The following is a 23951-nucleotide window of genomic DNA, read 5'->3' on the forward strand; positions in this document are numbered from 1 at the left end:
GCGGGCGGGGTCAGTCGAAGCGGATGTGCCGCAGGCCGACGCCTGCCTGTCTGATCCGCGTGCGCAGCGCACCGTCGGTGTTGGGCTGCAGTGTCAGGCCGGCCAGCACCGCGATCCGGTCCGCCGTCTTGGGCACGGTGGAGTGGTCGGTCCACAGATGCTCGGCGAACTCCGGCTCGCGCAGCCGCTCCAGGCAGTGGTCGAGCTGCTCGACGGCCCAGTTCGCCCTGCGCGGAGCCGACTTCTTGCCGCCGGAGAGCCGCATCAGGTGCCCCGGGCTCCGCTCGCGCAGCCGTCTCAGCACCGTCTCGTGCTCGGCGAGCAGCGTGAAGTGCTGGACGTCATGGCCGAGTTCACGCAGCCGGCCGACGGTCTCGGCGAAGTGGCCGGTGTCGGTGACCGTCATGGGTGCGATCACCACACCGTCGTGCCGGGTCAGGGCGAGATCGAGCACCTCGACGACACCCTGCCGCCAGGAGGCCAAGTCCTGGAAATCACCGCGCAGTTCGGGCGGGAGCATGCGACGCAGCCCGAAGCCGGGGTGCTCGGGGTCGCAGATCACGCTGCCGGGCAGGCGGCGCTGGATCTCGTGCGCGGTCTGTGTCTTGCCGCCCCCGAAGGGGCCGTTGATCCACAGGAGCATGCGCAGACCCTATCGATGCCCCGCGCGGGGGTCAGCCGTGTCCGCCGGCCCGCACCAGACCCGTCTCGTACGCGAGGACCACCACCTGCACCCGGTCGCGCAGCCCCAGCTTGGTCAGGATGCGGCCGACGTGGGTCTTCACCGTCGCCTCGGACAGCACCAGCCGGGCCGCGATCTCGCCGTTCGACAGGCCCTGGGCGACCAGCACCATGACCTCGCGCTCGCGGTCCGTGAGCCGCTCCAGCTCCTTGTGCTGCGGTTCCCCGCCGGCGGGGGGCAGCATCGGCGCGAAGCGGTCGAGGAGGCGCCGGGTGGTGGAGGGGGCGACGACGGCGTCGCCGCTGTGCACGGAGCGGATGGCGGCCAGCAGTTCCGCGGGCGGCACGTCCTTCAGCATGAAGCCGGAGGCGCCCGCCTTCAGCCCGGAGAAGGCGTACTCGTCGAGGTCGAAGGTGGTCAGGATCAGCACCTTCGGCGGGTCGGGCTCGGCGCAGATGCGGCGGGTGGCCTCCACGCCGTCCAGCTTCGGCATACGGACGTCCATCAGGACGACGTCGACGGCGGTGGAGCGCACCGCCTGGAGGGCCTCGACGCCGTCACCCGCCTCCGCGACGACCTCCATGTCCGGCTGGGCGGCGAGCACCATCCGGAAGCCGGTGCGCAGCAGCACCTGGTCGTCGACGAGCATCACGCGGATCGCCATCGGGTCCTCTTCTTCCGTTTCCGTCGCTTCGGTCCGTCTCTTCGGGCTTCGGCTCTTGGGTCTTCGGCTCTACGGTCTTCGACTTCTGGGTTCTTGGGTTCTTGGGTTCTGCGGGGCGTGACAGGTGTCAACGGGGGCGTGCGACGGCGTCAATGCGCCGGTTTGAGCGGGAGCAGGGCGCTGATGCGGAATCCTCCGCCCGGGCGGGGCCCCGCGTCGAGGGTGCCGCCGACCATGCCGACCCGCTCGCGCATGCCGATCAGACCGTGGCCCCCGCCGTCGGCGCCGCCCTCCTCGTACAGCTCGTGCGGGGCGCCCATGCCGTCGTCCTCGACGAGCAGGCCGAGCCCGTCGTCGAAGTAGACCAGGCGCACACTGGCGCCCGCGTTCGGCCCGCCGTGCTTACGGGTGTTGGTCAGGGCCTCCTGCACGATGCGGTACGCGGTCAGCTCGACGCCGCTGGGCAGCGGGCGCGGGGTGCCCTCGACCTTGAAGTCGACCGGCAGCCCGGAGCTGCGGCACTGCTCGATCAGCTCGTCGATCTGCTCCACGTCGGGCTGCGGGACGTACTCGCCGACCTCCTTGTGCTCGCCGGTGCGCAGCACGCCGAGCAGGCGGCGCATCTCGGCGAGCGCCTGGCGGCCGGTGGAGGAGATCGTCTCCAGGGCCTTCTTCGCCTGGTCGGGCGCGGCGTCGAGAACATAGGCGGCGCCGTCGGCCTGCACCACCATCACCGACACGTTGTGCGCGACGACGTCGTGCAGTTCGCGCGCGATCCGGGCGCGCTCGGCGGCGACCGCGACCTTGGCCTGTGCCTCCCGCTCCCTCTCCAGGCGGGCGGCCCGCTCCTCCAGCTGGGCGAAGTAGGCGCGGCGCGTGCGCATGGAGTCGCCGAGCACCCAGGCGAGGGCGAACGGCACGGTCTGGAAGACGGCTATGGCGATCTGCCCCGCGAAACTCGTCTGCTCGACCGGCCAGCGGATCTGCGCCAGGGTCGCCGCGCACAGGCCGGTGGCCAGGGCGAACCAGGAGGCCCAGCGCGCACCGGTCGCGGCGACCGTGTAGATGATCACCAGCATGGCGAAGTCGGCGACGGTCGTCTCGACGTCCAGGACGAGCTGGGCCACTCCGGTCCCGGCGGCCAGCAGCAGCATCTGCTCCGGCAGCCGGCGGCGCAGCGCGATGACGGCACACAGCACGGTGGACACGACCAGCCCCTCGGCGACCGATCCGTGGTGGCCCGACACCCCGTCGACGCTGGCGACGCCCACGCAGGAGAGCCCGAACAGGACGACGGCCCAGAAGGTGTCGACCCACGTCGGGTGTCTGCGAAGGAAGTCGTAGAGGCGCTGCACGTAACCCAGAGTAGGGAAAGGTGATGTGTGCGGGGGTCAACCGGAGGGCCGATCCGTGCCTGACGCACATACTCCGCAAGGTGGAGACCGTGATCATCTACGCGCCTAGTCTGGTCCGATGACGGACGGGACGACACGCGGGACCACAAGCGGGTCCGCAGGCGGAACGGGCGGCGCGGAGCGGGATTCCGCGCCGGGCGGGTGGCGCGGCTGGCGTGCGGCCACCGAGGCGGCGCTCTACGGCCCCGGCGGCTTCTACCGCCGCCCCGAGGGACCCGCCGGGCACTTCCGTACGTCCGTGCACGCGTCGCCGCTGTTCGCCGCGGCCGTGGCGCGGCTGCTGTGCCGGGTCGACGAGGCGCTGGGGCGGCCCTCGGCGCTGGACTTCGTGGACATGGCGGCCGGACGGGGCGAACTGGTCACCGGCGTGCTCGCCGCGCTGCCCGACGAGGTGGCCGCACGCGCGCGTGGGTACGCCGTGGAGGTCGCCGACCGCCCCGCGGGGCTCGACGAGCGGATCACCTGGCTGAGCGCGCCCCCCGCCGGGATCACCGGGCTGCTGTTCGCCAACGAGTGGCTGGACGACGTGCCGCTGGAGGTCGCCGAGGTGGACCACGCGGGCGTGGCCCGGCTGGTGCTCGTACGGCAGGACGGCATCGAGCGGCTCGGGGAGCCCGTGGCGGGGGCGGAGGCGGCGTGGCTCGCGCGCTGGTGGCCGCTGCCGCCCGAGGAGGGGCTGCGCGCGGAGATCGGGCTGCCGAGGGACACCGCGTGGGCGTCCGCCGTCGGGTGCGTCGAGCGGGGGCTCGCGGTCGCCGTGGACTACGCCCACACGGCGCGGGCGCGGCCCCCGTTCGGGACGCTCACCGGGTTCCGGGAGGGACGCGAGACGGCACCCGTGCCGGACGGGTCCTGCGACATCACGGCACACGTCGCACTGGACGCGTGCGCGGCGCGGGGAGCGTGCACGGCGCGGGACACCGAGGAGGCGCGGGACCGCGGGGAGGCACGGGACACCGAGGAGGCGCCGGACGCCGGGGAGGCGCGGGACGCCGGGGAGGCGCGGGACGGCGATACGGCGCCGGGTGCCTGTGGGGCGCTCCCCGACGCGCTCCTGCTGTCACAACGCGATGCGCTGCGCGCCCTGGGCCTCGCCGGCGCACGCCCCCCGCTCGCGCTCGCCGCCACGGACCCCCAGGCGTACCTCAGCGCCCTCGCGAGCGCGGGCGAGGCCGCGGAACTCACCGCGGTCGGCGGCCTCGGCGACTTCGGCTGGCTGCTCCAGCCGGTCGGCATCCCGCACCCGCTCGCCCCGGACTCCACCCGCGCGTGAGACACCCCGGGCCGGTCGCCGGTTACTTGCCGCTACTTATCACTACTTGTCGCTACTTATCAATGTCCCCGACCACGAAGAACATCGACCCCAGGATCGCCACCATGTCCGCGACCAGCGTCCCCGGGAGCAGCTCGGTGAGCGCCTGGATGTTGTTGTACGAGGCCGAGCGCAGCTTGAGCCGGTACGGGGTCTTCTCCCCCTTGCTGACCAGGTAGTAGCCGTTGATGCCGAGCGGGTTCTCGGTCCACGCGTACGTGTGCCCCTCGGGCGCCTTCAGGACCTTCGGCAGCCGCTGGTTGATCGGGCCGGGCGGCAGCTCCGCCAGCCGGTCGAGACAGGCGTCGGCCAGCGCCAGGGCGTTGTGCGTCTGCTCCAGGAGGCACTCGAAGCGGGCGAGGCAGTCGCCCTCCTGCCGGGTCACCACCCGCAGGGTGTCCCGCAGCTCCCCGTACGCCAGGTACGGCTCGTCGCGCCGCAGATCGAAGTCCACGCCGGCCGCCCGTGCGACGGGCCCGCTCACGCCGTAGGCGTGCACGGTCTCCGGCGCGAGTACCCCCACGCCCCGGGTGCGCCCGCGGAAGATCTCGTTGCCGAGGACCAGGTCGTCGAAGACGTCCATGCGGGAACGCACCGCGGCGACGGCGGCACGCGCGCGTGCCGTCCAGCCGGCCGGCAGGTCCTCCTTGAGGCCGCCGACCCGGTTGAACATGTAGTGCATGCGCCCGCCGGAGACCTCCTCCATGACGTTCTGCAGCACCTCGCGCTCCCGGAACGCGTAGAAGACCGGGGTGATGCCGCCCAGCTCCAGCGGATAGGAGCCCAGGAACATCAGGTGGTTGAGCACCCGGTTCAGCTCGGCGAGCAGCGTGCGCGTCCACACCGCGCGCGTGGGGACCTCCATGCCGAGCATCCGCTCCACGGCGAGCACCACACCCAGCTCGTTGGAGAACGCCGACAGCCAGTCGTGGCGGTTGGCGAGCATGACGATCTGGCGGTAGTCGCGCGCCTCGAAGAGCTTCTCCGCTCCCCGGTGCATGTAGCCGATCACGGGTTCCGCGTGCACGATGCGCTCGCCGTCCAGCACGAGCCGCAGCCGCAGCACGCCGTGCGTGGAAGGGTGCTGGGGACCGATGTTGAGCACCATGTCGGTGCTCTCCGCCGCACCGCCGATCCCGACCGTGGTCTCCGTCGTAGGAGTCATGCACCCAGTCTCTCCTACGTAGGCTGGCCGTATGGAGACGGGGAGCCCGCGCGAGGCGGGAGCGGCGGGGACCGCTGAGGGGACCGAGGGGACGGCGGGCGCCGGGCCGGTGTGGACCGGGCTGCCGCCGGGGCTGCTGCGGATGCGCCGCCTGCTGCTGTCGGTGTGGCTGGGACTGGTCGCCCTGGCCGCGGGTCTGCTGCCCGGCCTGCTCGCCGGGCCGCCCTGGGCCGCGTTCGCGCTGCTGCCGCTGGCCCTGTGGGCATGGGGCTGGGTGATGCTCGGCCGCAACTGGCGCTCCTGGCGGTACGCCGAGCGCGCCGACGACCTGCTGATCAGCCGCGGCGTCCTGTGGCGCGAGGAGACCGTCGTGCCCTACGGGCGCATGCAGCTCGTCGAGGTGACCTCCGGACCCGTGGAGCGGCACTTCGGGCTGGCCAGCGTCCAGCTGCACACCGCCGCCGCGGCCACCGACGCCACCATCCCGGGCCTCGACCCGGCCGAGGCGGAACGGCTGCGCGACCGGCTCACCGAGCTCGGCGAGGCCCGATCGGCCGGCCTGTGACCGCGCCGGGCGTCGAGGACGGCATACGGACGGAGCGGGCCGTGGCCGAGCGGCGGCTGCACCCCGTGACGCCCTTCCGGCGGGCGTGGGCGCCGGTCGCCGTGCTCGCCGGGTGGGCGATGCACGACCCGAACCAGGCGCAGGAGCAGTTGACCAAGCTGACCACCGCATGGCTGCTGACCGGGCTCGCCGTGCTGGTCCCGGCGGCTGCCCTCTACGGCTTCCTGTCCTGGTGGTTCACCCACTTCTCGGTGACCGACAGCGAACTGCGCATACGCACCGGCCTGTTGTTCCGGCGCACGGCGCACATCCGGCTGGAGCGGATCCAGGCCATCGACGTCACGCGTCCGCTCCTCGCGCGCGTGGCGGGCGTCGCCAAGCTGCGCATCGACGTCGTCGGGGCCGACAAGAAGGACGAACTCGCCTTCCTGGGCGAGGGCGAGGCGCGCGCCCTGCGCGCGGAACTGCTCGCGCGCGCCGCCGGTTTCGCGCCCGAGACGGCGCACGAGGTCGGCGAGGCCCCGGCGCACGAACTGCTGCGGCTGCCCGCACGGGACCTCGCGGTCTCCCTGGTGCTGACGGGCGCCACCTGGGGCTCCCTGGTGGCCGCCCTCGTCGTACCGCCCGTGCTGTGGCTCGCCACCCACAGCGTGTGGACGGTCCTCGCCACCGGGCTGCCGCTGCTCGGCGCGGCGGGCGCGAGCAGCGTGGGCCGGTTCGTCGCCGAGTACGACTGGACGGTGGCCGAGTCCCCGGACGGGCTGCGGATCGACCACGGGCTGCTCGACCGCGCGCACGAGACGGTGCCGCCGGGGCGGGTGCAGACCGTACGGATCGTGGAGCCGCTGCTGTGGCGCCGGCGCGGCTGGGTGCGGGTGGAACTGGACGTCGCCGGGTCGTCGAACTCCGTGCTCGTGCCGGTCGCCCCGCGCGCGGCCGCCGAGTCGGTCATCGCGCGCGTGCTGCCCGGCGTGGCCGTGCCGCGGTCGGCGGAGCGCCCGCCGCGGCGCGCCTGGCGGTGCCTGCCGGTGTGGTGGCGCGGGCACGGCATCGCGGTCACCGACACGGTGTTCGCCGCCCGGCACGGGCTGCTGCGCCGGAGCCTGTCGCTGGTGCCGCACGCCAAGGTCCAGAGCGTACGGCTCACGCAGGGCCCCTGGGAACGCCTGTGGCGCCTCGCGAACGTCCATGTGGACACCGGGGCCAACAGGACCGTCACGGCCCGTCTACGGGACGCCGGGGAGGCGGCGCGGCTGCTGCACGCCCAGGCCGAGCGATCACGGACGGGCCGCAGGGCCGCCCCACCGGACCGCTGGATGACCTGAACGCCCGTGGACGGACGCCCGGCCCGAGCGCGTCCGGTGGGCTCAGGAGGCCGCGCTGCGCAGACCCGGCAGCTCGATGTGTTCCGTCTCGTCGTGCGCCGTCAGGTCGATGACCTCGCCGGCGTCGTGCGCCTTCTCGCCGGCGGGCTTGAACTCGCCGTCGGACTCGGTCTTGTGGAGCGCGAGCGCCTCCTGGCCGACCACGTCGGCCAGGTCCTCGTTCTGCACGGCGTCCAAGGGCGCCGACGCCTCGTCCTTCTGGGTGCCGAAGAAGTCGAACCCGCCCTCGACCGCCGGCCGCGCGGGCGCGGGCGGTACGACGGCCACCGCGGTCGGCACGGTGAAGTGCCCCGAGGGCTGCTGCGCGGACTTGGCGGACGCGGCCGGCACCGGGGCGGCGGCCGCGTGCTCGTGCCCGGCGGCCGCCTCGGGCTGCCCCTGGGGCTCGTCCTCCGGGACGGACTCCGCGGCGGGCTCCCTGACGTGCTCCGCGTCGCCATCGCCCGGCCGCGCCTCGGCGGCCTCGGTCTCGTTCGTCACACCGTCCGCGGGCCCGTCTCCTTTGGGAGCGGGCTCCGGGGCCGACGGAGGAGCCGGTACGGAGGCGGACGCGGGCTCCGAGGCGGCGTCGAGGTCGGAAGCGGGCGACGCAGAGTCCGCTGCGGACTCCGGGCCGGACTCCGCAGCCGACTCCTCCGGGGGCTCCTCGTCGCCGTCGGCCAGGCGGGACAGCGCCGCCTGGGCCCGCAGGAACAGCTGGGACCCCGCGGGGGAGAACACCCCGGGAGCCGCCGGCTTCGCCTCGCCCGCCTCGTCCGCCTCGTTCTTCTCGTCCGTCGCCTCGGCCCCGGCCGCCTCGCGAGTCCCGGGCTCGTCGGCCGCCGTGCCGCCGTCGGACCGGTCGGCTCCGGACGCGGCGGCATCCGCCCGCGCGGTCGCCGGCTGCACGGTCTCCGGCTGCGCCACGGCCGGCAGCGCGTGCGAGGGCACGGCCTCGATCTCCAGCAGCCGGCGGCCCTCCAGGGCGGTGGCGCGCTCGGTCTCCGCCGTGGCGTAGCGCCGCAGCAGCGCGGCGTGCTCGTTGCGCAGCCCCGCCAGTTCGGCCCGCTTGGCGCGCAGCCGCTGCTCCAGTTTGGCGCGCAGTTCGCGGGACTCCTCCAGGTCGGTCTCCAGCTCCGCGGCCCGCTCCTCGTAGCGCCACTCGTCACCGGTACGCGCGCGCGTGAGGTCGGCGACCTGCTTGCCGGCCTGCGCGTCCCAGCGGCGCATCACGGCCGCGCCCACGAACGCGGTCGCCGCGGCGACCGCGGCGAGCAGGCGGAGCACCATCGGTTCGGAGGACACCCAGGGGCCCAGCGCGCAGACGAGGGCGACGCCGGCGATCGCCGAGGGCGGCAACAGCCTGTGCAGTGGCGGGGAATGGCGGTGACGTCCACGTGGCATGGCCAGAAACTTACCGCGCGTAGGCGAATGGCGGTGCCCCGGCCCGTAAAAACACAGCCATACCGAAGCCTTTTCGCAACATAGGGAACGGCACCGGCGAACCTTGCTCCGCCGAATTGTTCAAGATCGTTTTCAGTGATCGGTCAATCGCCCGCTCAGCCACTGCAACGTGGCCGGGATCTCGCGCCGCCACGTGGTGAAGTTGTGCCCGCCGCTGTCGAGGATGATCGAGGAGATCCGGGTCAGGTTCGTGGCCTCCACCCGCTTGATGAATTCCAGCGTGGCCTTGTAGTTGGGCTCGCCGACCTTGCTGCTGCTGACGAGCAGTGCGGTGTCCGGCGCGGCCTCGTGATCGAGGAACCAGCGCAGATCGGCGCGATTGCGCAGATCCTTGTCGCCGCGGAAGAGATCGCCGGTCGTGGGATCCGCCGGCGCCCTGTAGTACGGGGACAGGCCCGCGCCCGCCGCGTACACACCGGGATGGTGCATCGCGAGCTTCAGGGCGCAGTAACCGCCGGTGGAATCGCCGACGATCCCCCAACTGCCCGGCTTTCCGCCCACCCGGTAGTGGGCGCGCACGGCATCGGGCAGATCCCGGGCGAAGAACGTCTCGGTGCGCGGGCCGCCCGGCACGTCCACGCACTCCGTGTCCCGCGGCGGCGCCACCGTCGGCCGCAGCATCACCAGGATCATCGGCTGCATGCGCCCGTCCTCGGCGAGTTGCCGCGCGGTACGCGGGTAGTGCAGCTTGTCCACCAGGGCGCGCGCCGTGCCGGGATACCCGGTGAGGACGACAGCCACCGGGAACGTACGCGTGCGGTGGCGCGGCTGGAAGTACTCGGGCGGCAGATACACGTACGCGGGCGTGGCGATGCGGGTCGTACGCCCCACGACGTCGACCCGCTGCACCTCCCCGGCGATCTGCGGCAGCGAACCGCTCGCGCCCGGCACGCGCCCGGTGCCGACCACCTGGAGCGGGCCGCCGCCGTGGCCGGTGTGGTCGACGACGACGCCCTGGCCGGTCTCCTGGCCGAACAGGTCGGCCCAGCCGGCGTAGAAGCCGAAGGCCTGGTTGGCGGCGATGCCCAGGGAGCCGAACAGCGCCACCTGGGTGGCCAGCAGCAGGGCGATCCGGCCGCTGACGGCCCGCCAGGTCGCGCGGGCCAGCCGCGGCCACACCCACACCGTGCCGGCGAACAGGAGCACGGCGGACCCGACCGCCAGTGCCAGCACCTTGTCGCTCGTCAGACCCATGGGCTGCTTCCTGCCTGCGCTTTCCGCCCACGGGCCGCCGCCGCGTTCGTCGCGAGGGCTTGCCCCGGGCTTTCCGTGGCCTTTGAACCGGCTTTCCGATGGGGAATGAACCTGATCCCCCGGGACACCGTCCTAGAGGGCGCAATGTCGCCGGATGCCCGAATCGGCACCGGGTCCAAGGTCTCTCGCAGAACTACGGGATGCGATGTCTGTCAGGATAGATGGGGAAATGTCGGACAAGGTGCCGAGTCGAGCAAGCGTGGCGCGCCGCATACTCCGCGGCCCACGTCCCGAGGCAGTCCCCGCCCTGATCGGCCGGGCGTGCGCCCTCGTGGGCATCCTGGACATCGCCGCGGGCGTCTTCCCGCGCTTCCGGCACAGCCGTATGCACGCGCTCGCCGAGGTACTGCCCGGCGCGCTCGGCCCGTTCGCCGCCGCGCTCTCGCTCAGCGTCGGCGTGCTGTTGCTGCTGCTCGCGCACGGCCTCAAACGGCGCAAACGACGGGCCTGGCGGGCCGCGGTCGCGCTGCTGCCGGCCGGCGCGGTCGCACAGTTCGCCTACCGGCACTCCGTCATCGGGGTGCTCATCTCGCTGGCGCTGCTCGTCCCGCTGCTGCGCCACCGCGGCGAGTTCGCGGCCCTGCCCGATCCGCGCAGCCGGTGGCGGGCGCTCGCCAACTTCGTCCTCATGGGCGCCGGTTCACTCGCCCTCGGGCTGGTCGTCGTCAGCGTCCACCCGAAGCGGACGATCGGCGACCCCAGCGTGGCCGACCGTCTGACGCACGTCCTGTACGGCCTGTTCGGCATCGAGGGACCGGTGAACTACCAGGGCAGCACCTCCTGGACGGTCGCCTGCTCGCTCGGCGCCCTCGGCCTGCTCACCGCGATCACCACCATCTACCTCGCCTTCCGCCCGGAACACCCGGCCGCCCGGCTGACCGAGGCGGACGAGGCCCGGCTGCGCGCCCTGCTGGCCAAGCACGGCGGGCGCGACTCCCTCGGCCACTTCGCGCTGCGCCGCGACAAAGCGGTCGTGTTCTCGCCCAGCGGCAAGGCGGCCGTGACCTATCGCGTCGTCTCCGGCGTGATGCTCGCCAGCGGCGACCCGATCGGCGACGTCGAGGCCTGGCCCGGCGCCATCGAACGGTTCATGGACGAGGCAAGGGCCCACTCCTGGACCCCCGCCGTGATGGGCTGTTCGGAGACCGGCGGCGAGGTGTGGACCCGGGAGACCGGCCTGGACGCGCTCGAACTCGGCGACGAGGCGGTGGTGGACGTCGCGGATTTCTCACTCGCCGGACGCGCGATGCGCAACGTCCGGCAGATGGTCAAGCGCATCGAACGAGCCGGTTACGAAACCCGGGTACGGCGCATCCGTGACCTCGGCGAAGGCGAACTCGAACGCATCCGGCGGGCCGCGGAGGACTGGCGCGGCACCGACACCGAGCGCGGCTTCTCCATGGCGCTCGGCCGCATCGGCGACCCGGCCGACGGCGACTGCCTGATCGCCACCGCGCACCGGGTCGACGGGCCGCCGGACGGCAACCCGCACAGGGCCGCGGCGGGCGACGGCCGGGCCGAGGACCAGCCAGGGCCGTACGGCGACCTGAAGGCCATCCTGCACTTCGTGCCCTGGGGCGGCGACGGCGTGTCCCTGGATCTGATGCGCCGCGACCGCACGGCCGACCCGGGCATGAACGAACTGCTCATCGTCGCCGCGCTCCAGGCGGCGCCGAAGCTCGGCATCACGCGGATCTCGCTCAACTTCGCCATGTTCCGCTCGGCCCTGGCCCGCGGCGAGAAGATCGGCGCAGGACCGGTGCTGCGTGCCTGGCGCGGGCTGCTGGTCTTCCTCTCACGCTGGTTCCAGATCGAGTCGCTGTACAAGTTCAACGCCAAGTTCCGGCCCCGCTGGGAGCCGCGGTTCGTCGTCTACCGCGCCTCAGGCGACCTGCCCCGCATCGGCTTCGCCGCCATGCAGGCGGAGGGCTTCGTCAACCTCGCCCTGCCGCTGCCCCGGTTCCTGCGGCGCCGCTCGGCCACCGCCGCCCGCCCGTGCGCCCACGGCATGGCGGAACGCGACATACGGGCCGCCTGACCCGCACCGGCCCGCGCCCGCGACGGCACCGGGCCCCGCTCGTACCGCGGGCCGCCGGCCCCGGCCGTACCCGCCCGGACCGGCGGCCCTGATCGTCCCGCCCGGGGCCTACGCTGAGCGTATGAGCAACCAGAGCGGGCGCGGCCGAGTGGCGGGCCTTCCGGCATGGGACCGGTGCGCGGTCATGGGCGTCGTGAACGTGACCCCCGACTCCTTCTCCGACGGCGGCCGCTACTTCGACACGACCGCCGCCGTCAAACACGGACTCGACCTGGTCGCCGAGGGAGCCGACCTGATCGACGTCGGCGGCGAGTCCACCCGCCCGGGCGCCACCCGTGTCGACGAGGCCGAGGAACTCAGGCGCGTCGTCCCGGTCGTGCGCGGCCTCGCCGCCGAGGGCGTCACCGTCTCCGTCGACACCATGCGCGCCTCGGTCGCCGACCGGTCCCTCGCGGCCGGCGCCGCCCTCGTCAACGACGTCAGCGGCGGCCTCGCCGACCCCGCGATGATCCCGGTGGTGGCCGCGGCGGGCGCCCCCTTCGTCGTCATGCACTGGCGCGGCTTCCTGCAAGGCGGCAACATCCCCGGCGCGTACGACGACGTCGTCACCGAAGTCGTCGACGAACTCCACGCGCGCGTGCAGGCCGTCCTCGCCGGCGGCATCGCCGCCGACCGCATCGTCGTGGACCCCGGTCTCGGCTTCTCCAAGGAGGTCGAGCACGATCTCGCCCTCCTCGCCCACCTCGACCGCCTGCACGCCCTGGGCCACCCCCTGCTCGTCGCCGCCTCCCGCAAGCGGTTCCTCGGCCGGGTCCTGGCCGGCTCGGACGGGGCACCGCCGCCCGCCCGGGAGCGCGACGCCGCCACGGCCGCCGTCTCCGCACTCGCCGCGCAGGCCGGCGCCTGGGCCGTACGCGTCCACGAGGTACGCGCCACAGCGGACGCGGTCCGCGTGGCGCGCGCCGTGCAAGGAGCGCGCACGCCGGAGAACCCGGCGGACAGTGCGCCCGGCGCCCAGGACGCGCACGGCGCCGGTGACGCCCGGTGAGCGCCGCCCACACCGACGTCGAAGAGGTCACACAGGCCAACACCGCCTTCTACGAGGCGCTGGAACAGGGCGACTTCGAAGCCCTGTCCACGCTCTGGCTCACCCCGACCGACCTGGGTGTCGACGAGGAGTACCACGACCCGGCGGACACCGGCGTGATCTCCTGCGTGCACCCCGGCTGGCCGGTGCTCACCGGCCGCGGCGAGGTCCTCAGGTCGTATGCGCTGATCATGGCCAACACCGACTACATCCAGTTCTTCCTCACCGATGTGCATGTCTCCGTCACCGGCGACACCGCCCTGGTCACCTGCACCGAGAACATCCTCAGCGGCGGTCCCGCCCCCGAGGCAGGCGCGGAACTCGGCCCCCTGGTCGGCCAACTCGTCATCGCCACGAATGTGTTCCGGCGCACATCCGACGGCTGGAAGCTCTGGTCGCACCACGCCTCCCAGGTTCTGGCCGAAAACAGCGAGGACGAGGACGACGACTCACCGGCCTGAGCGGGTAGGCGCCTGCCAGGGACCGGGAAGTGGCCGACATCACGAACCGGCGGCCGGGTCGGGCTACCGACCCATGAGCCGCCGGGTTCCCCAGGGGAAACACGCGATGAAACCTCCCGATCCCCGGCCGGACCGCCACCCCGTGGCCCGGTGCTGTCAGTGCCCGCAGGTAGATTCATGTGTGGCCGGAGTGCCGCCCGCACTCGGTAGGGACCGGCCGCCACCGACGATTGCAGGAGTGATTCGCGTGGATCGAGTCGCGTTGCGCGGTCTGAAGGCCCGCGGGCACCACGGTGTGTTCCCCAAGGAACGCGAGGAGGGCCAGACCTTCATCGTCGACCTCGTCCTCGGCCTGGACATCCGGCCGGCCGCCGCCGACGACGACCTGACCAAGACCGTGCACTACGGCATCGTGGCCGAGGAGGTCGTGGCCATCGTCGAGGGCGAGCCGGTGAACCTCATCGAGACCCTCGCCGAGCGCATCGCCCAGACCTGCCTGAAGCACGAAGGGGTCGAGGAGATCGAGGTCTGCGTCCACAAACCGGACGCGCCGATCACGGTGCCCTTCGACGACGTGACCGTCACCATCACCCGGAGCCGAGTATGACCGCATCCTTCACGCACGGTCCGAGCGACCCGACCGTACAGCCGGTGCCCGCCTCCGTCGTCGAGCAGGTCGACGCCGCCGACACCACCCTGCAGAACCCCAAACGCGCCGTGATCTCCCTCGGCTCCAACCTCGGCAACCGGCTGGAGACCCTCCAGGGCGCCGTCGACGCCCTGGAGGACACCCCGGGCGTCCGCATCAAAGCGGTCTCCCCGGTGTACGAGACACAACCGTGGGGCGTGGCACCCGGCAGCCAGCCCTCGTACTTCAACGCGGTGGTGGTGCTGAAGACCACCCTCCCGCCGTCCTCCCTGCTGGAGCGGGCACACGCGGTCGAGGAGGCCTTCCATCGGGTGCGGGACGAGCACTGGGGCCCGCGCACCCTGGACGTGGACATCGTGGCGTACGCCGACATCGTCTCCGACGACCCGCAGCTCACCCTGCCCCACCCGCGCGCGCACGAACGCGCCTTCGTGCTGGCGCCCTGGCACGATCTGGACCCCGACGCCCGGCTCCCCGGCCGCGGCTCCGTCGCCGACCTCCTCGGCGCCGTCACCCGCAACGGCGTCGAAGCGCGCACGGACCTGGAACTCCGACTGCCCGAGTAGTCGTTAAGGTCGAGACGACCACGGGACGGACACACTGAGGTGGGCCGCCCACGACCACAGTCCGGGGGAGCTGAACACACACCGTGAGAGAGCTGCGCATCAGGGTGCTGGCCGGCGTGTTCGTCGCCGCAGGAGTGCTGTCCTGGGCGGGCGCCCGCCTGTGGAACTCGGTGGGGACACTGCCCAGCGTGCCCCTGGCCGCCCCCATCGTCCTCGCCCTGATCGCGGCGGTCCTGCTGTCCACGGCGCTGTCGCTGCGCGCCCGCCTCAAGGCCCAGCGGGAACGGCGTCCCGGCGCCAAGGGCGTCGACCCGCTGATGGCCGCCCGCGCGGTCGTCTTCGGCCAGGCCAGTGCCCTGGTGGCCGCCCTCGTCGCCGGGATGTACGGCGGCACGGGCGTCTTCCTCCTGGAGATCCTCGACATCCCCGCCCGCCGCGACCAGGCCTTCTACGCCGGCTTCTCCGTCCTGGCCGGCATCGCCGTCATAGTGGCCGCCCTCTTCCTGGAACGCGTCTGCAAACTCCCCGAGGACGACGACCACAACAACACCGGCGCGGAACCGGTGGCCTGACGGCTACCGGGGTTGCCGCACAAGGTGGCCGTTGACCAGGAAGGTTCCCCGCCGGGCCCAGGCATCCGAAATGTACACACGTGAAATGCCGTCACCGGAATTCGGCCCGCACGCGGGACGTCGACCGGTCAACGCGCCAGTATCAGGCTCATGGCCTCGGCACGGGTCGTGGCGTCCCTGAGCTGACCGCGCACGGCTGACGTCGTGGTCTTGGCACCGGGCTTGCGGATGCCGCGCACGGACATGCACATGTGCTCGGCCTCGATGACGACGATCACGCCCCGGGCCTCAAGGATCCGCACGAGGGAGTCGGCGATCTGCGTGGTGAGCCGTTCCTGCACCTGCAGACGACGGGCGAATACCTCCACCAGGCGCGCCAGCTTCGACAAACCGGTGATCTTGCCGCTCTCGGCCGGAATGTACCCAACATGCGCTACGCCATGAAATGGCAGCAGATGATGTTCACAGAGCGACACGATCTCGATGTCCTTCACCAGGACCATCTCGTCATGCCCCAGATCGAACGTCGTCGTCAGAACATCTTCAGGCTCCTGTTTCAGCCCTGCCAGCAACTCCCGGTACGCCCGCGCCACCCGGGCCGGGGTCTCCCTCAGGCCCTCGCGGTCCGGGTCCTCGCCGACCGCGATCAGGAGTTCCCGTACGGCGTTCTCGGCGCGCTTCTCGTCGAACTCGCCGATGGTGCCCTCGCCGTCCAAGGTCACGGGGTCGGTCATGGGGTACCTCGTTCCTGTCGCTCACATGCGGACATAAGGAAATGCCGCGCCCCCCAGGCTAGAACCCTGGGGGGCGCGGCATTCATTCCGGGGTTGGTGCGGCCACCGGGGCCGCACCATCCGCGGGCGGTCAGCTCTCCGGGCGGTCCTCCGGGGCCGGCTCGACCACCGGGGCGGACTCCGCCGCCGTCGACTTGGCCGTGCTGATCGCCGGCGTCGCGCCGTTCGCACCGTTGGTCAGTGCCAGCTCCTTGGGGGAGAGCACCGGCGGGCGGGTGGACGGCGTACGCCGGGACGAGCCGGTCCAGGCGGGCCGCGGCGGGCGCTTGACGATCGGCGCGAAGACCTCGGCGATCTCCTCCTTGCCCAGGGTCTCCTTCTCCAGGAGGGCCAGGACGAGGTTGTCGAGGACGTCGCGGTTCTCGACCAGGATCTCCCAGGCCTCGTTGTGCGCGTTCTCGATGAGCTTCTTGACTTCCTCGTCCACCAGCGCGGCGACCTCTTCCGAGTAGTCACGCTGGTGAGCCATCTCGCGTCCGAGGAACGGCTCGGTGTTGTCGCCGCCGAACTTGATCGCGCCCAGTCGCTCGGTCATGCCGTACTGGGTGACCATCGCGCGGGCCGTGGTGGTGGCCTTCTCGATGTCGTTCGCGGCGCCCGTGGTCGGGTCGTGGAAGACCAGTTCCTCGGCCGCGCGACCGCCCAGCATGTAGGCGAGCTGGTCCAGCATCTCGTTGCGGGTCGTGGAGTACTTGTCCTCCTCCGGGAGCACCATCGTGTAACCGAGGGCCCGGCCGCGGGACAGGATGGTGATCTTGTGGACCGGGTCGGAGTTCGGAGAGGCCGCCGCGACCAGGGCGTGTCCACCCTCGTGGTACGCGGTGATCTTCTTCTCCTTGTCCGACATGATCCGGGTCCGCTTCTGCGGGCCCGCGACCACACGGTCGATCGCCTCGTCCAGCATCTGGTTGTCGATCAGCTTCCTGTCGCTGCGGGCCGTGAGCAGCGCCGCCTCGTTCAGGACGTTCGACAGGTCGGCACCGGTGAAGCCGGGGGTGCGGCGGGCGACGGCCGAGAGGTCGACGTCCGGGGCGACCGGCTTGCCCTTCTGGTGGACCTTGAGGATCTCCAGACGGCCCTGCATGTCCGGGCGGTCGACCGCGATCTGACGGTCGAAGCGGCCGGGGCGCAGCAGGGCCGGGTCGAGGATGTCCGGGCGGTTCGTCGCGGCGATGAGGATCACGCCGCCCTTGACGTCGAAGCCGTCCATCTCGACCAGCAGCTGGTTCAGCGTCTGCTCGCGCTCGTCGTGACCGCCGCCCAGGCCGGCGCCGCGGTGGCGGCCGACCGCGTCGATCTCGTCGACGAAGACGATCGCGGGCGCGTTGGCCTTGGCCTGCTCGAACAGGTCACGGACCCGGGAGGCACCGACACCGACGAACATCTCGACGAAGTCGGAGCCGGAGATCGAGTAGAAGGGGACCCCTGCCTCGCCGGCCACGGCGCGCGCGAGCAGCGTCTTGCCGGTGCCGGGCGGGCCGTAGAGCAGCACGCCCTTGGGGATCTTGGCGCCGACGGCCTGGAACTTGGCCGGCTCCTGGAGGAACTCCTTGATCTCGTGGAGTTCCTCGACTGCCTCGTCCGAACCCGCGACGTCGGCGAAAGTCGTCTTCGGGGTGTCCTTGGTGATGAGCTTGGCCTTGGACTTCCCGAAGTTCATGACCCGGGAGCCGCCGCCCTGCATCTGGTTCATCAGGAACAGGAAGACGACCACGATCAGGACGAAGGGCAGCAGCGAGAGCAGGACGCCGACGAACGGGTTCTGCTTGGACGGCGACACGGTGTAGCCGTCGGGGATCTGCTTGTCCTGGTACTTGATCTGCAGCGTGTTCGCAATGTTCACGCCCTGGTCGCCGATGTAGCTCGACTGGATCTTCGAGCTGCCGTCGACCTTCTGGCCGTCCTTCAGCGTGACCTTGATGCTCTGCTCGTCACCGGTGGTGAGCTTGGCCGACTGCACCCTGTTGTCGTTGATCGCTGCCACGACCTGGCCGGTGTCCACCGTCTTGTAGCCGCCGGACGAGCCGACGACTTGCATCAACACGACCACGGCAAGGACGGCCAGCACGATCCACATGACCGGCCCACGGAAGTATCGCTTCACGTCCATCCATACGGAGCGGTGTCGCCCCGTCCCTCCTGCCATAGTGAGTTTGATAAGACAGTTCTTCTGACGGTACCCCAGCATTGTCGCCCGCTGTGGCACGGACGGCTGGCATTCCCGTCTCTGCATGCTCCAACGGCGCGAAACCCGCTGGGGTTCCCGATCGTCTTACAGCGTCGGCCCCGGATGAGGCTCAGCCGCCGTAGACATGAGGCGCGAGCGTACCGACGAACGGGAGATTGCGGTACTTCTCGGCGTAGTCGAGCCCGTAACCGACGACGAACTCGTTGGGGATGTCGAATCCGACCCACTCCACATCGATGGCGACTTTGGCGGCCTCGGGCTTGCGCAGCAGCGTGCACACCTTGAGGGTGGCGGGCTCGCGCGAGCCGAGGTTGGAGATCAGCCAGGACAGGGTCAGGCCGGAGTCGATGATGTCCTCGACGACAAGGACGTGCTTGCCCTTGATGTCGGTGTCGAGGTCCTTGAGGATCCGCACGACGCCGGAGGACTGGGTGCCCGCGCCGTAGGAGGACACGGCCATCCAGTCCATGGTGACGGGGGTGGACAGTGCCCGGGCGAGGTCCGCCATGACCATCACGGCACCCTTGAGGACACCGACGATCAGCAGGTCCTTGCCCGCGTACTCCGCGTCGATCTTCGCGGCCAGCTCGACCAGCTTCGCGTCGATCTCTTCCTTGGTGATGAGCACCTGCTGGAGGTCCCCACCCATGTCTTTCGCGTCCACCCGCATCACTTTCGGTCGTCCCGCAGTTACGGCTCCGGCCCGTCCGGTCCCCCCGCGGAGGGTGGGATTCAGCCTTGCCGAATCACCAGTCTGCCACCCTGGCGCTGGGCCACGACCTTGCCCGGGAGGTTGATGGCTCCCTGGCCGCGCCAGCCGGTGATCAGGCGGTCGACTTCCTCGATGTGGCGGGCGAACAGCGAACCGGCCGGTGCGCCGGCCTCGATGGCGGCGCTGCGCAGGACACGGCGGCGCACGGCGGGCGGCAGCGCGTAGAGCTTGGCGCACTCCAGGAGCCCGGTGGCGTCGCGTACGGCGGTCGCGGCCTGGACGGCCCAGGCGTCGAGGGCGTCGGCGTCGTCGCGGGACAGTTGCGCCGTTCGGGCGAGCGCTTCGACGACGCCTTTGCCGAGTGCCTTCTCCAGGGCGGGCAGGCCTTCGTGGCGGAGCCGGGAACGTGTGTACGCCGGATCCGCGTTGTGCGGGTCGTCCCAGACCGGCAGGGACTGGACCATGCAGGCTTTGCGGGCGGTCTGCCGGTCGAGGTGGAGGAAGGGACGACGGTAACGGCCGCCGGCCCCCGAGACCGCGGCCATTCCGGACAGGGAGCGGATGCCGGAACCCCGGGCGAGGCCGAGCAGGACGGTTTCGGCTTGATCGTCGCGGGTATGGCCGAGCAGGATCGCTTCGGCACCGTGGTGGTCGGCGGCGGCGTCGAGGGCGGCGTAGCGGGCGTCGCGGGCGGCCGCTTCGGGCCCGCCCGTGCGGCCGACGCGCACGGCGACTGACTCGACCGGGTCCAGGCCGAGTTCGCGCAGCCGCAGCACGACCTCGCCGGCGCGGGCGTCGGAGCCCGGCTGGAGGCCGTGGTCGACGGTGACGCCGCCGGCGCGGATGCCGAGTTTGGGGGCTTCGAAGGCGAGAGCGGAGGCGAGCGCCATGGAGTCGGCGCCGCCTGAGCACGCCACGAGCACGAGCGGGGAGGAGGGAGGCTCGTGCCCGGCGCGGTGGCCGCCGGTGTACGCACCCGTGCGCCGGGGGGCGGGCCGCGGGGTCGCGGGTTCGTCGTCGGTGAGGATGTCGTGGAGGACGCGGCGGACCGCCAGGCGTATCGCCGCGACCGCAGGATGGGGACCCATGTCCGGTTCCCTTCATGAAGTTTTCGGGGGGTGAACCCGAGGTTCGGTCACTCAGAGTGTGTAGATGGTGACAGAAGCGGGCCGTTCCCCGAGCATTGCACGCCTACCCATGGCACACGGTCCCTCGGACGGGTGATTGAAGGGGCGTTCGCCTGCCGTAGGCCGGATTCCTTTCACAACGGCCCCCTGCGGTTCACGACTCGGGCCTGCTGTGCACCCGTGCGATCCAGTCCGCCGGTTTGGCGATCTCCGCCTTGGTCGGCAGGGTGTTCGGGGACGTCCACACCCGGTTGAAGCCGTCCATGTCGACCTGGTCGACGACGGCTCGTACGAAGCGCTCGCCGTCCCGGTACTGCTTGAGTTTGGCGTCCAGACCGAGCAGCTTGCGCAGGGCCATGTCCAGCCGGGAGGCGCCCTTGGCGCGGCGCTGCTGGAACTTCTCGCGGATCTCGGCGACGGTCGGCACGACGTCCGGGCCGACCCCGTCCATCACGAAGTCGGCGTGCCCCTCCAGCAGGGACATCACGGCGGTGAGCCGGCCCAGGATCTCCCGCTGGGCCGGGGTCTGCACGAGTTCCACGAAGGACCGGCCGCCGTCGTCCTCCTCGGCCTCGGGGCGCCCGCCGGCCAGCGACTGGGCGGCCTCGCGGATCCGCTCCAGGACGGTCATGGGGTCGACGTCGGTCTCCGCGAGGAACGACTGGATCTCGCCCTCCAGGTGGTCGCGCAGCCAGGGCACCGCGGAGAACTGCGTGCGGTGGGTCTCCTCGTGCAGGCACACCCACAGCCGGAAGTCGTGCGGCCGTACGTCGAGCTCGCGCTCCACGTGGACGATGTTCGGGGCGACCAGCAGCAGCCGGCCGCCGCCGTTCCCGCCTGCCGGGAGGTCCCGGGCGGCGGGGGCGAAGGTCTCGTACTGGCCGAGGACGCGGGAGGCCAGGAAGGACAGCAGCATGCCGAGTTCGACGCCGGTGACCTTGCCGCCGACGGCGCCGAGGACCGCGCCGCCCGGGGTGCTGCCGCGCCGCTCCTCCATCTTGTCGAGCAGCGGTTTGAGGATCTCCCGGAACCCGGCGACGTTCGCCCGGACCCAGCCGGGGCGGTCGACCACGAGGACGGGGGTGTCGTGGGTGTCCTCGGTGCCCATACGAGTGAAACCCCGGACGTGCTTCTCCGAGGCCTTCGCGTGCCGGCGCAGCTCCGCGACGACGGCCCGGGCCTCGTCGCGGCTCACCTCGGGCCCCGGCCGCACGAGCCGGGTCGCGGTCGCGACCGCGAGATTCCAGTCGACCATCCCAGAAGAGGGGGCACCGCCGATGCTCGTCATGCAACAACGGTACGTGAGCGCCCCGCCTCGGGGCAGACCACGCAGCGAAGCACAACAACCGACATCACCCCCAATGCCCACCCCACCAGAACAGCACCCCAAGGGGGCGCGGGGAACTGCGCGCCCAGCCACAACGGCGCCGCAGCCAACCGACGCCCCGAAGGGGCGCGGGGAACTGCGCGAGCAACCACAACGAAGCCGCAGACAACCGACCGCCCCACCCCCACGCCAACCAACCCCCACCAGAACCAGCGCCCCAAAGGGGCGCGAGGAACTGCGCGAGCAACCACAACGAAGCCGCAGACAACCGAGACCTCACCCCACCCCAACCCAGCGGAGCGCTCAGCAGCCGCAGCCCGCCAACGCCGTGGCCGTCGCGTCCAGCGCCGCCTGCGCCTCGACGGCGTTCGTCGTGTCGGACGCCAGGAAGGCGAAGGCCAGCAGCCGGCCGTCCCGGTCGACGACGGTGCCGGCCAGTGAGTTGACCCCCGTCAGGGTGCCCGTCTTGGCCCGTACGACGCCCGCCGCGCCGTCGGTGTAGCGGCCGCTGAGGGTGCCGGTGAAGCCGGCCACCGGAAGGCCGGTGAGGACCGGGCGCAGGTCGGGGCGGGCCGGCGAGGCGGCCTCGGCGAGGAGGGCGGTGAGGAGGTTCGCGGTCAGCCGGTCGTCGCGGTTCAGGCCGCTGCCGTCGTGGAAGACGGATCCGGCCGTCGGCAGGCCCAGCTTGGTCAGCTGGGCGGCGATGGCGCGGGCGCCGCCGTCGAAGTCGGCCGGCCCGCCGGTGGCGACGGCGGTCTGCCGGGCCAGTGCCTCGGCGATGTCGTTGTCGCTGTCGGTCAGCATGCGTTCGACCAGGGCGGACAGCGGGGGCGAGGCGACGGAGGCGACGGTGGTGGCACGGCCGGTGGCCTTGCCGGGGCCGGGGGCCGCCGTCTTGATGCCGGCCTCCCCGAGGAGGTCGGCGAAGGTGCGGGCCGCGCCCGCCGCGGGGTCGGGCACCCGGGGCGCCGGGCCGCTCGTCGAGGCGTCGGCGCGGCCCTCGTCGGCCATCAGGGCGCTGACCCGGGCGAGGTTGTCGTTCACGCCGATGGGGTGCAGGTCGGGGCCCGCGTACAGGCTGGTGTCGTAGGCGAGGGTGACGTCGTGGACGCCGCGGTCGCGCAGCGCCTTCGCGGTGTCGGTGGCGAGCGTGCGCAGGCCGGCCCAGCCGTCGGAGTTCTTCCGGGCGGTGAGGGTGGGGTCGCCGCCGCCGACCAGGACGAGTTTCTTCGTGCCGGGCTCCAGGGCCGCGCGAGTGGTGAGGCGGTGGTCGGGGCCGAGGGCGGAGAGGGCCGCGACCGCCGTGGCGATCTTCGTGGTGGAGGCGGGGGTCAGCGCCTTGTCGGCGCCGGTGCCGTACAGCCGCTTGCCGGTCGCCGTGTCGACCACGACGGCCGCGTGGGAGCCGCCGAGCGCCGGGACGCCCAGGAGCGGCCCGAGGACGTCCGCGAGGGGCTTTCCGCCGCCCGTGGTGTCCGCGGCATGCGCGGTGCCGCCGAGACCGGTCAGCACGGCCGCCGCGCTCGGGGCGGGCCGTGGTGTCCCGGAGCCCGTGCCGGAGTCGTCGTCGTGATCTGCGCCACCTGCCCGTTCCAGGGCGGCGGCCCGGTCCCGCTCGGCCGTACGCTGACCGTTGGCGTCCCAGGGACCGGCGGCGGTCACCACCCAGGCGGCCAGCGCCAGCCCGGCGGTGGCGGCACCCGCGGTGTACTGCCAGGTTCGCGCTGTCCCGGCCCCGGGGGTCCGCGTGAGCTGCGGTTTCACGGCCCGTACGAGCCGCGCGACCCGCGGCCGGGCGGTCGCCGCGGCCCCTGCCAGACGTGGTCGTACGGCGTTCACGATCCGCACCACGTGCGGTCTCGCGGCGCGCCAAGGCCCCTGCTCTGGCATGACCACCAGCCCCTTTCGCGATCACACACCTGCGTGAGGGACACTTAACCACCAGAACTATGTGCTGATCATGGAGGAGCCACCGGTGGAGTTCGACGTCACGATCGAGATCCCGAAGGGTTCGCGGAACAAGTACGAGGTGGACCACGAGACCGGTCGGATCCGCCTGGACCGTCGTCTCTTCACCTCGACCGCCTACCCGACCGACTACGGCTTCGTCGAGAACACCCTCGGCGAGGACGGCGACCCGTTGGACGCGCTGGTCATCCTGGACGAGCCGACGTTCCCGGGCTGCCTGATCCGCTGCCGGGCGATCGGCATGTTCCGCATGACGGACGAGGCGGGCGGCGACGACAAGCTGCTCTGCGTTCCGGCCACCGACCCGCGGGTGGAGCACCTGCGCGACATCCACCACGTGTCCGAGTTCGACCGCCTGGAGATCCAGCACTTCTTCGAGGTCTACAAGGACCTGGAGCCCGGCAAGTCGGTCGAGGGTGCCAACTGGGTGGGCCGTACGGACGCCGAGGCGGAGATCGAGCGGTCCTACAAGCGCCTCAAGGAGCAGGGCGGTCACTGAGCCCGCTGCCGCACGGACGGGCCGTACGCGCACGCGTACGGCCCGTCCGTGTGTCCATGCGCATACTGAGGCTGACGG

The 23951-nt window shown here is 72.0% G+C and carries 22 protein-coding genes; 10 read left to right on the forward strand and 12 right to left on the reverse strand.

What is annotated here, in order from left to right; translation table 11 throughout:
- Nucleotides 1-10: 10 nt before the first annotated feature.
- From CTZ28_RS37285 to CTZ28_RS37295, 3 genes are all read right to left on the reverse strand, one after another.
- Nucleotides 11-643 (reverse strand): AAA family ATPase, encoded by a 633-nt coding sequence (locus CTZ28_RS37285; protein ID WP_121894179.1) that lies wholly within the window; start codon nucleotides 641-643, stop codon nucleotides 11-13.
- Between the two features lie 31 nt (nucleotides 644-674).
- Complete coding sequence (locus CTZ28_RS37290; protein WP_121894180.1) at nucleotides 675-1346, reverse strand: response regulator transcription factor; 672 nt, start codon at nucleotides 1344-1346, stop codon at nucleotides 675-677.
- Between the two features lie 149 nt (nucleotides 1347-1495).
- Nucleotides 1496-2701, reverse strand: a complete 1206-nt coding sequence (locus tag CTZ28_RS37295; RefSeq protein WP_121894181.1) for a sensor histidine kinase — start codon at nucleotides 2699-2701, stop codon at nucleotides 1496-1498.
- Nucleotides 2702-2819: 118 nt separating this feature from the next.
- On the opposite strand from CTZ28_RS37295, the gene CTZ28_RS37300 reads away from it, so the two are divergent.
- Entirely contained in the window at nucleotides 2820-4034 is a 1215-nt protein-coding gene (locus CTZ28_RS37300; protein WP_121894182.1) for an SAM-dependent methyltransferase, read from the forward strand.
- A 52-nt stretch (nucleotides 4035-4086) separates the two neighbouring features.
- Here the strand turns inward: CTZ28_RS37300 and CTZ28_RS37305 are convergent, their stop codons facing one another.
- Complete coding sequence (locus tag CTZ28_RS37305; protein WP_121894183.1) at nucleotides 4087-5238, reverse strand: NADH-quinone oxidoreductase subunit D; 1152 nt, start codon at nucleotides 5236-5238, stop codon at nucleotides 4087-4089.
- Nucleotides 5239-5269: 31 nt separating this feature from the next.
- Here CTZ28_RS37305 and CTZ28_RS37310 point away from each other — a divergent pair, with 31 nt between their 5' ends.
- Nucleotides 5270-5803 (forward strand): PH domain-containing protein, encoded by a 534-nt coding sequence (locus CTZ28_RS37310; protein WP_121894184.1) that lies wholly within the window; start codon nucleotides 5270-5272, stop codon nucleotides 5801-5803.
- Nucleotides 5800-7128, forward strand: coding sequence for a PH domain-containing protein (locus tag CTZ28_RS37315; RefSeq protein ID WP_121894185.1), 1329 nt, complete (start codon nucleotides 5800-5802; stop codon nucleotides 7126-7128). The genes CTZ28_RS37310 and CTZ28_RS37315 overlap by 4 nt, the downstream gene beginning before the upstream one ends.
- A gap of 42 nt (nucleotides 7129-7170) precedes the next feature.
- Here the strand turns inward: CTZ28_RS37315 and CTZ28_RS37320 are convergent, their stop codons facing one another.
- Both CTZ28_RS37320 and CTZ28_RS37325 read right to left on the reverse strand, forming a co-directional pair.
- Complete coding sequence (locus CTZ28_RS37320) at nucleotides 7171-8571, reverse strand: hypothetical protein (protein WP_121894186.1); 1401 nt, start codon at nucleotides 8569-8571, stop codon at nucleotides 7171-7173.
- A gap of 132 nt (nucleotides 8572-8703) precedes the next feature.
- Nucleotides 8704-9825, reverse strand: a complete 1122-nt coding sequence (locus CTZ28_RS37325; RefSeq protein ID WP_121894187.1) for an alpha/beta hydrolase — start codon at nucleotides 9823-9825, stop codon at nucleotides 8704-8706.
- A 229-nt stretch (nucleotides 9826-10054) separates the two neighbouring features.
- Here CTZ28_RS37325 and CTZ28_RS37330 point away from each other — a divergent pair, with 229 nt between their 5' ends.
- The 6 genes from CTZ28_RS37330 (at nucleotide 10055) to CTZ28_RS37355 (ending at nucleotide 15258) form a co-directional block, all read left to right on the forward strand.
- Nucleotides 10055-11923 carry a phosphatidylglycerol lysyltransferase domain-containing protein gene (locus tag CTZ28_RS37330; protein WP_121894188.1) on the forward strand — a complete coding sequence of 623 codons (1869 nt, stop codon included), beginning with the start codon at nucleotides 10055-10057 and terminating at the stop codon, nucleotides 11921-11923.
- Between the two features lie 121 nt (nucleotides 11924-12044).
- A complete protein-coding gene (gene folP / locus CTZ28_RS37335) occupies nucleotides 12045-12971 on the forward strand; it encodes a dihydropteroate synthase (RefSeq protein WP_121894189.1) in 927 nt (308 codons plus the stop codon).
- Nucleotides 12968-13471 carry a nuclear transport factor 2 family protein gene (locus CTZ28_RS37340; RefSeq protein ID WP_121894190.1) on the forward strand — a complete coding sequence of 168 codons (504 nt, stop codon included), beginning with the start codon at nucleotides 12968-12970 and terminating at the stop codon, nucleotides 13469-13471. The genes folP and CTZ28_RS37340 overlap by 4 nt, the downstream gene beginning before the upstream one ends.
- Before the next feature lie 247 nt (nucleotides 13472-13718).
- Nucleotides 13719-14078, forward strand: coding sequence for a dihydroneopterin aldolase (gene folB, locus CTZ28_RS37345; protein WP_121894191.1), 360 nt, complete (start codon nucleotides 13719-13721; stop codon nucleotides 14076-14078).
- On the forward strand, nucleotides 14075-14686 hold the full coding sequence (gene folK, locus CTZ28_RS37350) for a 2-amino-4-hydroxy-6-hydroxymethyldihydropteridine diphosphokinase (RefSeq protein WP_121894192.1): 612 nt from the start codon (nucleotides 14075-14077) through the stop codon (nucleotides 14684-14686). The genes folB and folK overlap by 4 nt, the downstream gene beginning before the upstream one ends.
- A gap of 83 nt (nucleotides 14687-14769) precedes the next feature.
- A complete protein-coding gene (locus tag CTZ28_RS37355) occupies nucleotides 14770-15258 on the forward strand; it encodes a DUF3180 domain-containing protein (RefSeq protein ID WP_121894193.1) in 489 nt (162 codons plus the stop codon).
- Nucleotides 15259-15386: 128 nt separating this feature from the next.
- On the opposite strand, the gene folE is transcribed toward CTZ28_RS37355, so the two are convergent.
- From folE to dacB, 6 genes are all read right to left on the reverse strand, one after another.
- Nucleotides 15387-15992, reverse strand: a complete 606-nt coding sequence (folE, locus tag CTZ28_RS37360) for a GTP cyclohydrolase I FolE (protein ID WP_121894194.1) — start codon at nucleotides 15990-15992, stop codon at nucleotides 15387-15389.
- 130 nt (nucleotides 15993-16122) lie between these two features.
- Nucleotides 16123-18162 carry an ATP-dependent zinc metalloprotease FtsH gene (gene ftsH / locus CTZ28_RS37365; RefSeq protein WP_121894195.1) on the reverse strand — a complete coding sequence of 680 codons (2040 nt, stop codon included), beginning with the start codon at nucleotides 18160-18162 and terminating at the stop codon, nucleotides 16123-16125.
- 187 nt (nucleotides 18163-18349) lie between these two features.
- The gene (hpt, locus tag CTZ28_RS37370; protein ID WP_121894196.1) at nucleotides 18350-18910 is read right to left on the reverse strand and encodes a hypoxanthine phosphoribosyltransferase; all 561 of its coding nucleotides are present in this window, start codon (nucleotides 18908-18910) and stop codon (nucleotides 18350-18352) included.
- A 62-nt stretch (nucleotides 18911-18972) separates the two neighbouring features.
- Complete coding sequence (gene tilS, locus CTZ28_RS37375; RefSeq protein ID WP_121894197.1) at nucleotides 18973-20040, reverse strand: tRNA lysidine(34) synthetase TilS; 1068 nt, start codon at nucleotides 20038-20040, stop codon at nucleotides 18973-18975.
- 193 nt (nucleotides 20041-20233) lie between these two features.
- Nucleotides 20234-21367, reverse strand: coding sequence for a zinc-dependent metalloprotease (locus CTZ28_RS37380; RefSeq protein WP_121894198.1), 1134 nt, complete (start codon nucleotides 21365-21367; stop codon nucleotides 20234-20236).
- A 342-nt stretch (nucleotides 21368-21709) separates the two neighbouring features.
- Nucleotides 21710-23296, reverse strand: a complete 1587-nt coding sequence (gene dacB / locus CTZ28_RS37385; protein WP_183154785.1) for a D-alanyl-D-alanine carboxypeptidase/D-alanyl-D-alanine endopeptidase — start codon at nucleotides 23294-23296, stop codon at nucleotides 21710-21712.
- Between the two features lie 85 nt (nucleotides 23297-23381).
- Here dacB and CTZ28_RS37390 point away from each other — a divergent pair, with 85 nt between their 5' ends.
- Nucleotides 23382-23873, forward strand: a complete 492-nt coding sequence (locus tag CTZ28_RS37390) for an inorganic diphosphatase (protein ID WP_121894200.1) — start codon at nucleotides 23382-23384, stop codon at nucleotides 23871-23873.
- Nucleotides 23874-23951 lie beyond the last annotated feature (78 nt).

Source organism: Streptomyces shenzhenensis (genome assembly GCF_003688995.1).
Taxonomy (GTDB): domain Bacteria; phylum Actinomycetota; class Actinomycetes; order Streptomycetales; family Streptomycetaceae; genus Streptomyces; species Streptomyces shenzhenensis_A.

Coding starts and splice junctions, on each gene's coding strand:
- CTZ28_RS37285 (WP_121894179.1), bottom strand. CDS start 643: ATGCTCCTGTGGATCAACGGCCCCTTCGGGGGCGGCAAGACACAGACC.
- CTZ28_RS37290 (WP_121894180.1), bottom strand. CDS start 1,346: ATGGCGATCCGCGTGATGCTCGTCGACGACCAGGTGCTGCTGCGCACC.
- CTZ28_RS37300 (WP_121894182.1), top strand. CDS start 2,820: ATGACGGACGGGACGACACGCGGGACCACAAGCGGGTCCGCAGGCGGA.
- CTZ28_RS37305 (WP_121894183.1), bottom strand. CDS start 5,238: ATGACTCCTACGACGGAGACCACGGTCGGGATCGGCGGTGCGGCGGAG.
- CTZ28_RS37310 (WP_121894184.1), top strand. CDS start 5,270: ATGGAGACGGGGAGCCCGCGCGAGGCGGGAGCGGCGGGGACCGCTGAG.
- CTZ28_RS37320 (WP_121894186.1), bottom strand. CDS start 8,571: ATGCCACGTGGACGTCACCGCCATTCCCCGCCACTGCACAGGCTGTTG.
- CTZ28_RS37325 (WP_121894187.1), bottom strand. CDS start 9,825: ATGGGTCTGACGAGCGACAAGGTGCTGGCACTGGCGGTCGGGTCCGCC.
- CTZ28_RS37330 (WP_121894188.1), top strand. CDS start 10,055: ATGTCGGACAAGGTGCCGAGTCGAGCAAGCGTGGCGCGCCGCATACTC.
- folP (WP_121894189.1), top strand. CDS start 12,045: ATGAGCAACCAGAGCGGGCGCGGCCGAGTGGCGGGCCTTCCGGCATGG.
- folK (WP_121894192.1), top strand. CDS start 14,075: ATGACCGCATCCTTCACGCACGGTCCGAGCGACCCGACCGTACAGCCG.
- folE (WP_121894194.1), bottom strand. CDS start 15,992: ATGACCGACCCCGTGACCTTGGACGGCGAGGGCACCATCGGCGAGTTC.
- ftsH (WP_121894195.1), bottom strand. CDS start 18,162: ATGGACGTGAAGCGATACTTCCGTGGGCCGGTCATGTGGATCGTGCTG.
- hpt (WP_121894196.1), bottom strand. CDS start 18,910: ATGCGGGTGGACGCGAAAGACATGGGTGGGGACCTCCAGCAGGTGCTC.
- tilS (WP_121894197.1), bottom strand. CDS start 20,040: ATGGGTCCCCATCCTGCGGTCGCGGCGATACGCCTGGCGGTCCGCCGC.
- CTZ28_RS37380 (WP_121894198.1), bottom strand. CDS start 21,367: ATGACGAGCATCGGCGGTGCCCCCTCTTCTGGGATGGTCGACTGGAAT.
- dacB (WP_183154785.1), bottom strand. CDS start 23,296: ATGCCAGAGCAGGGGCCTTGGCGCGCCGCGAGACCGCACGTGGTGCGG.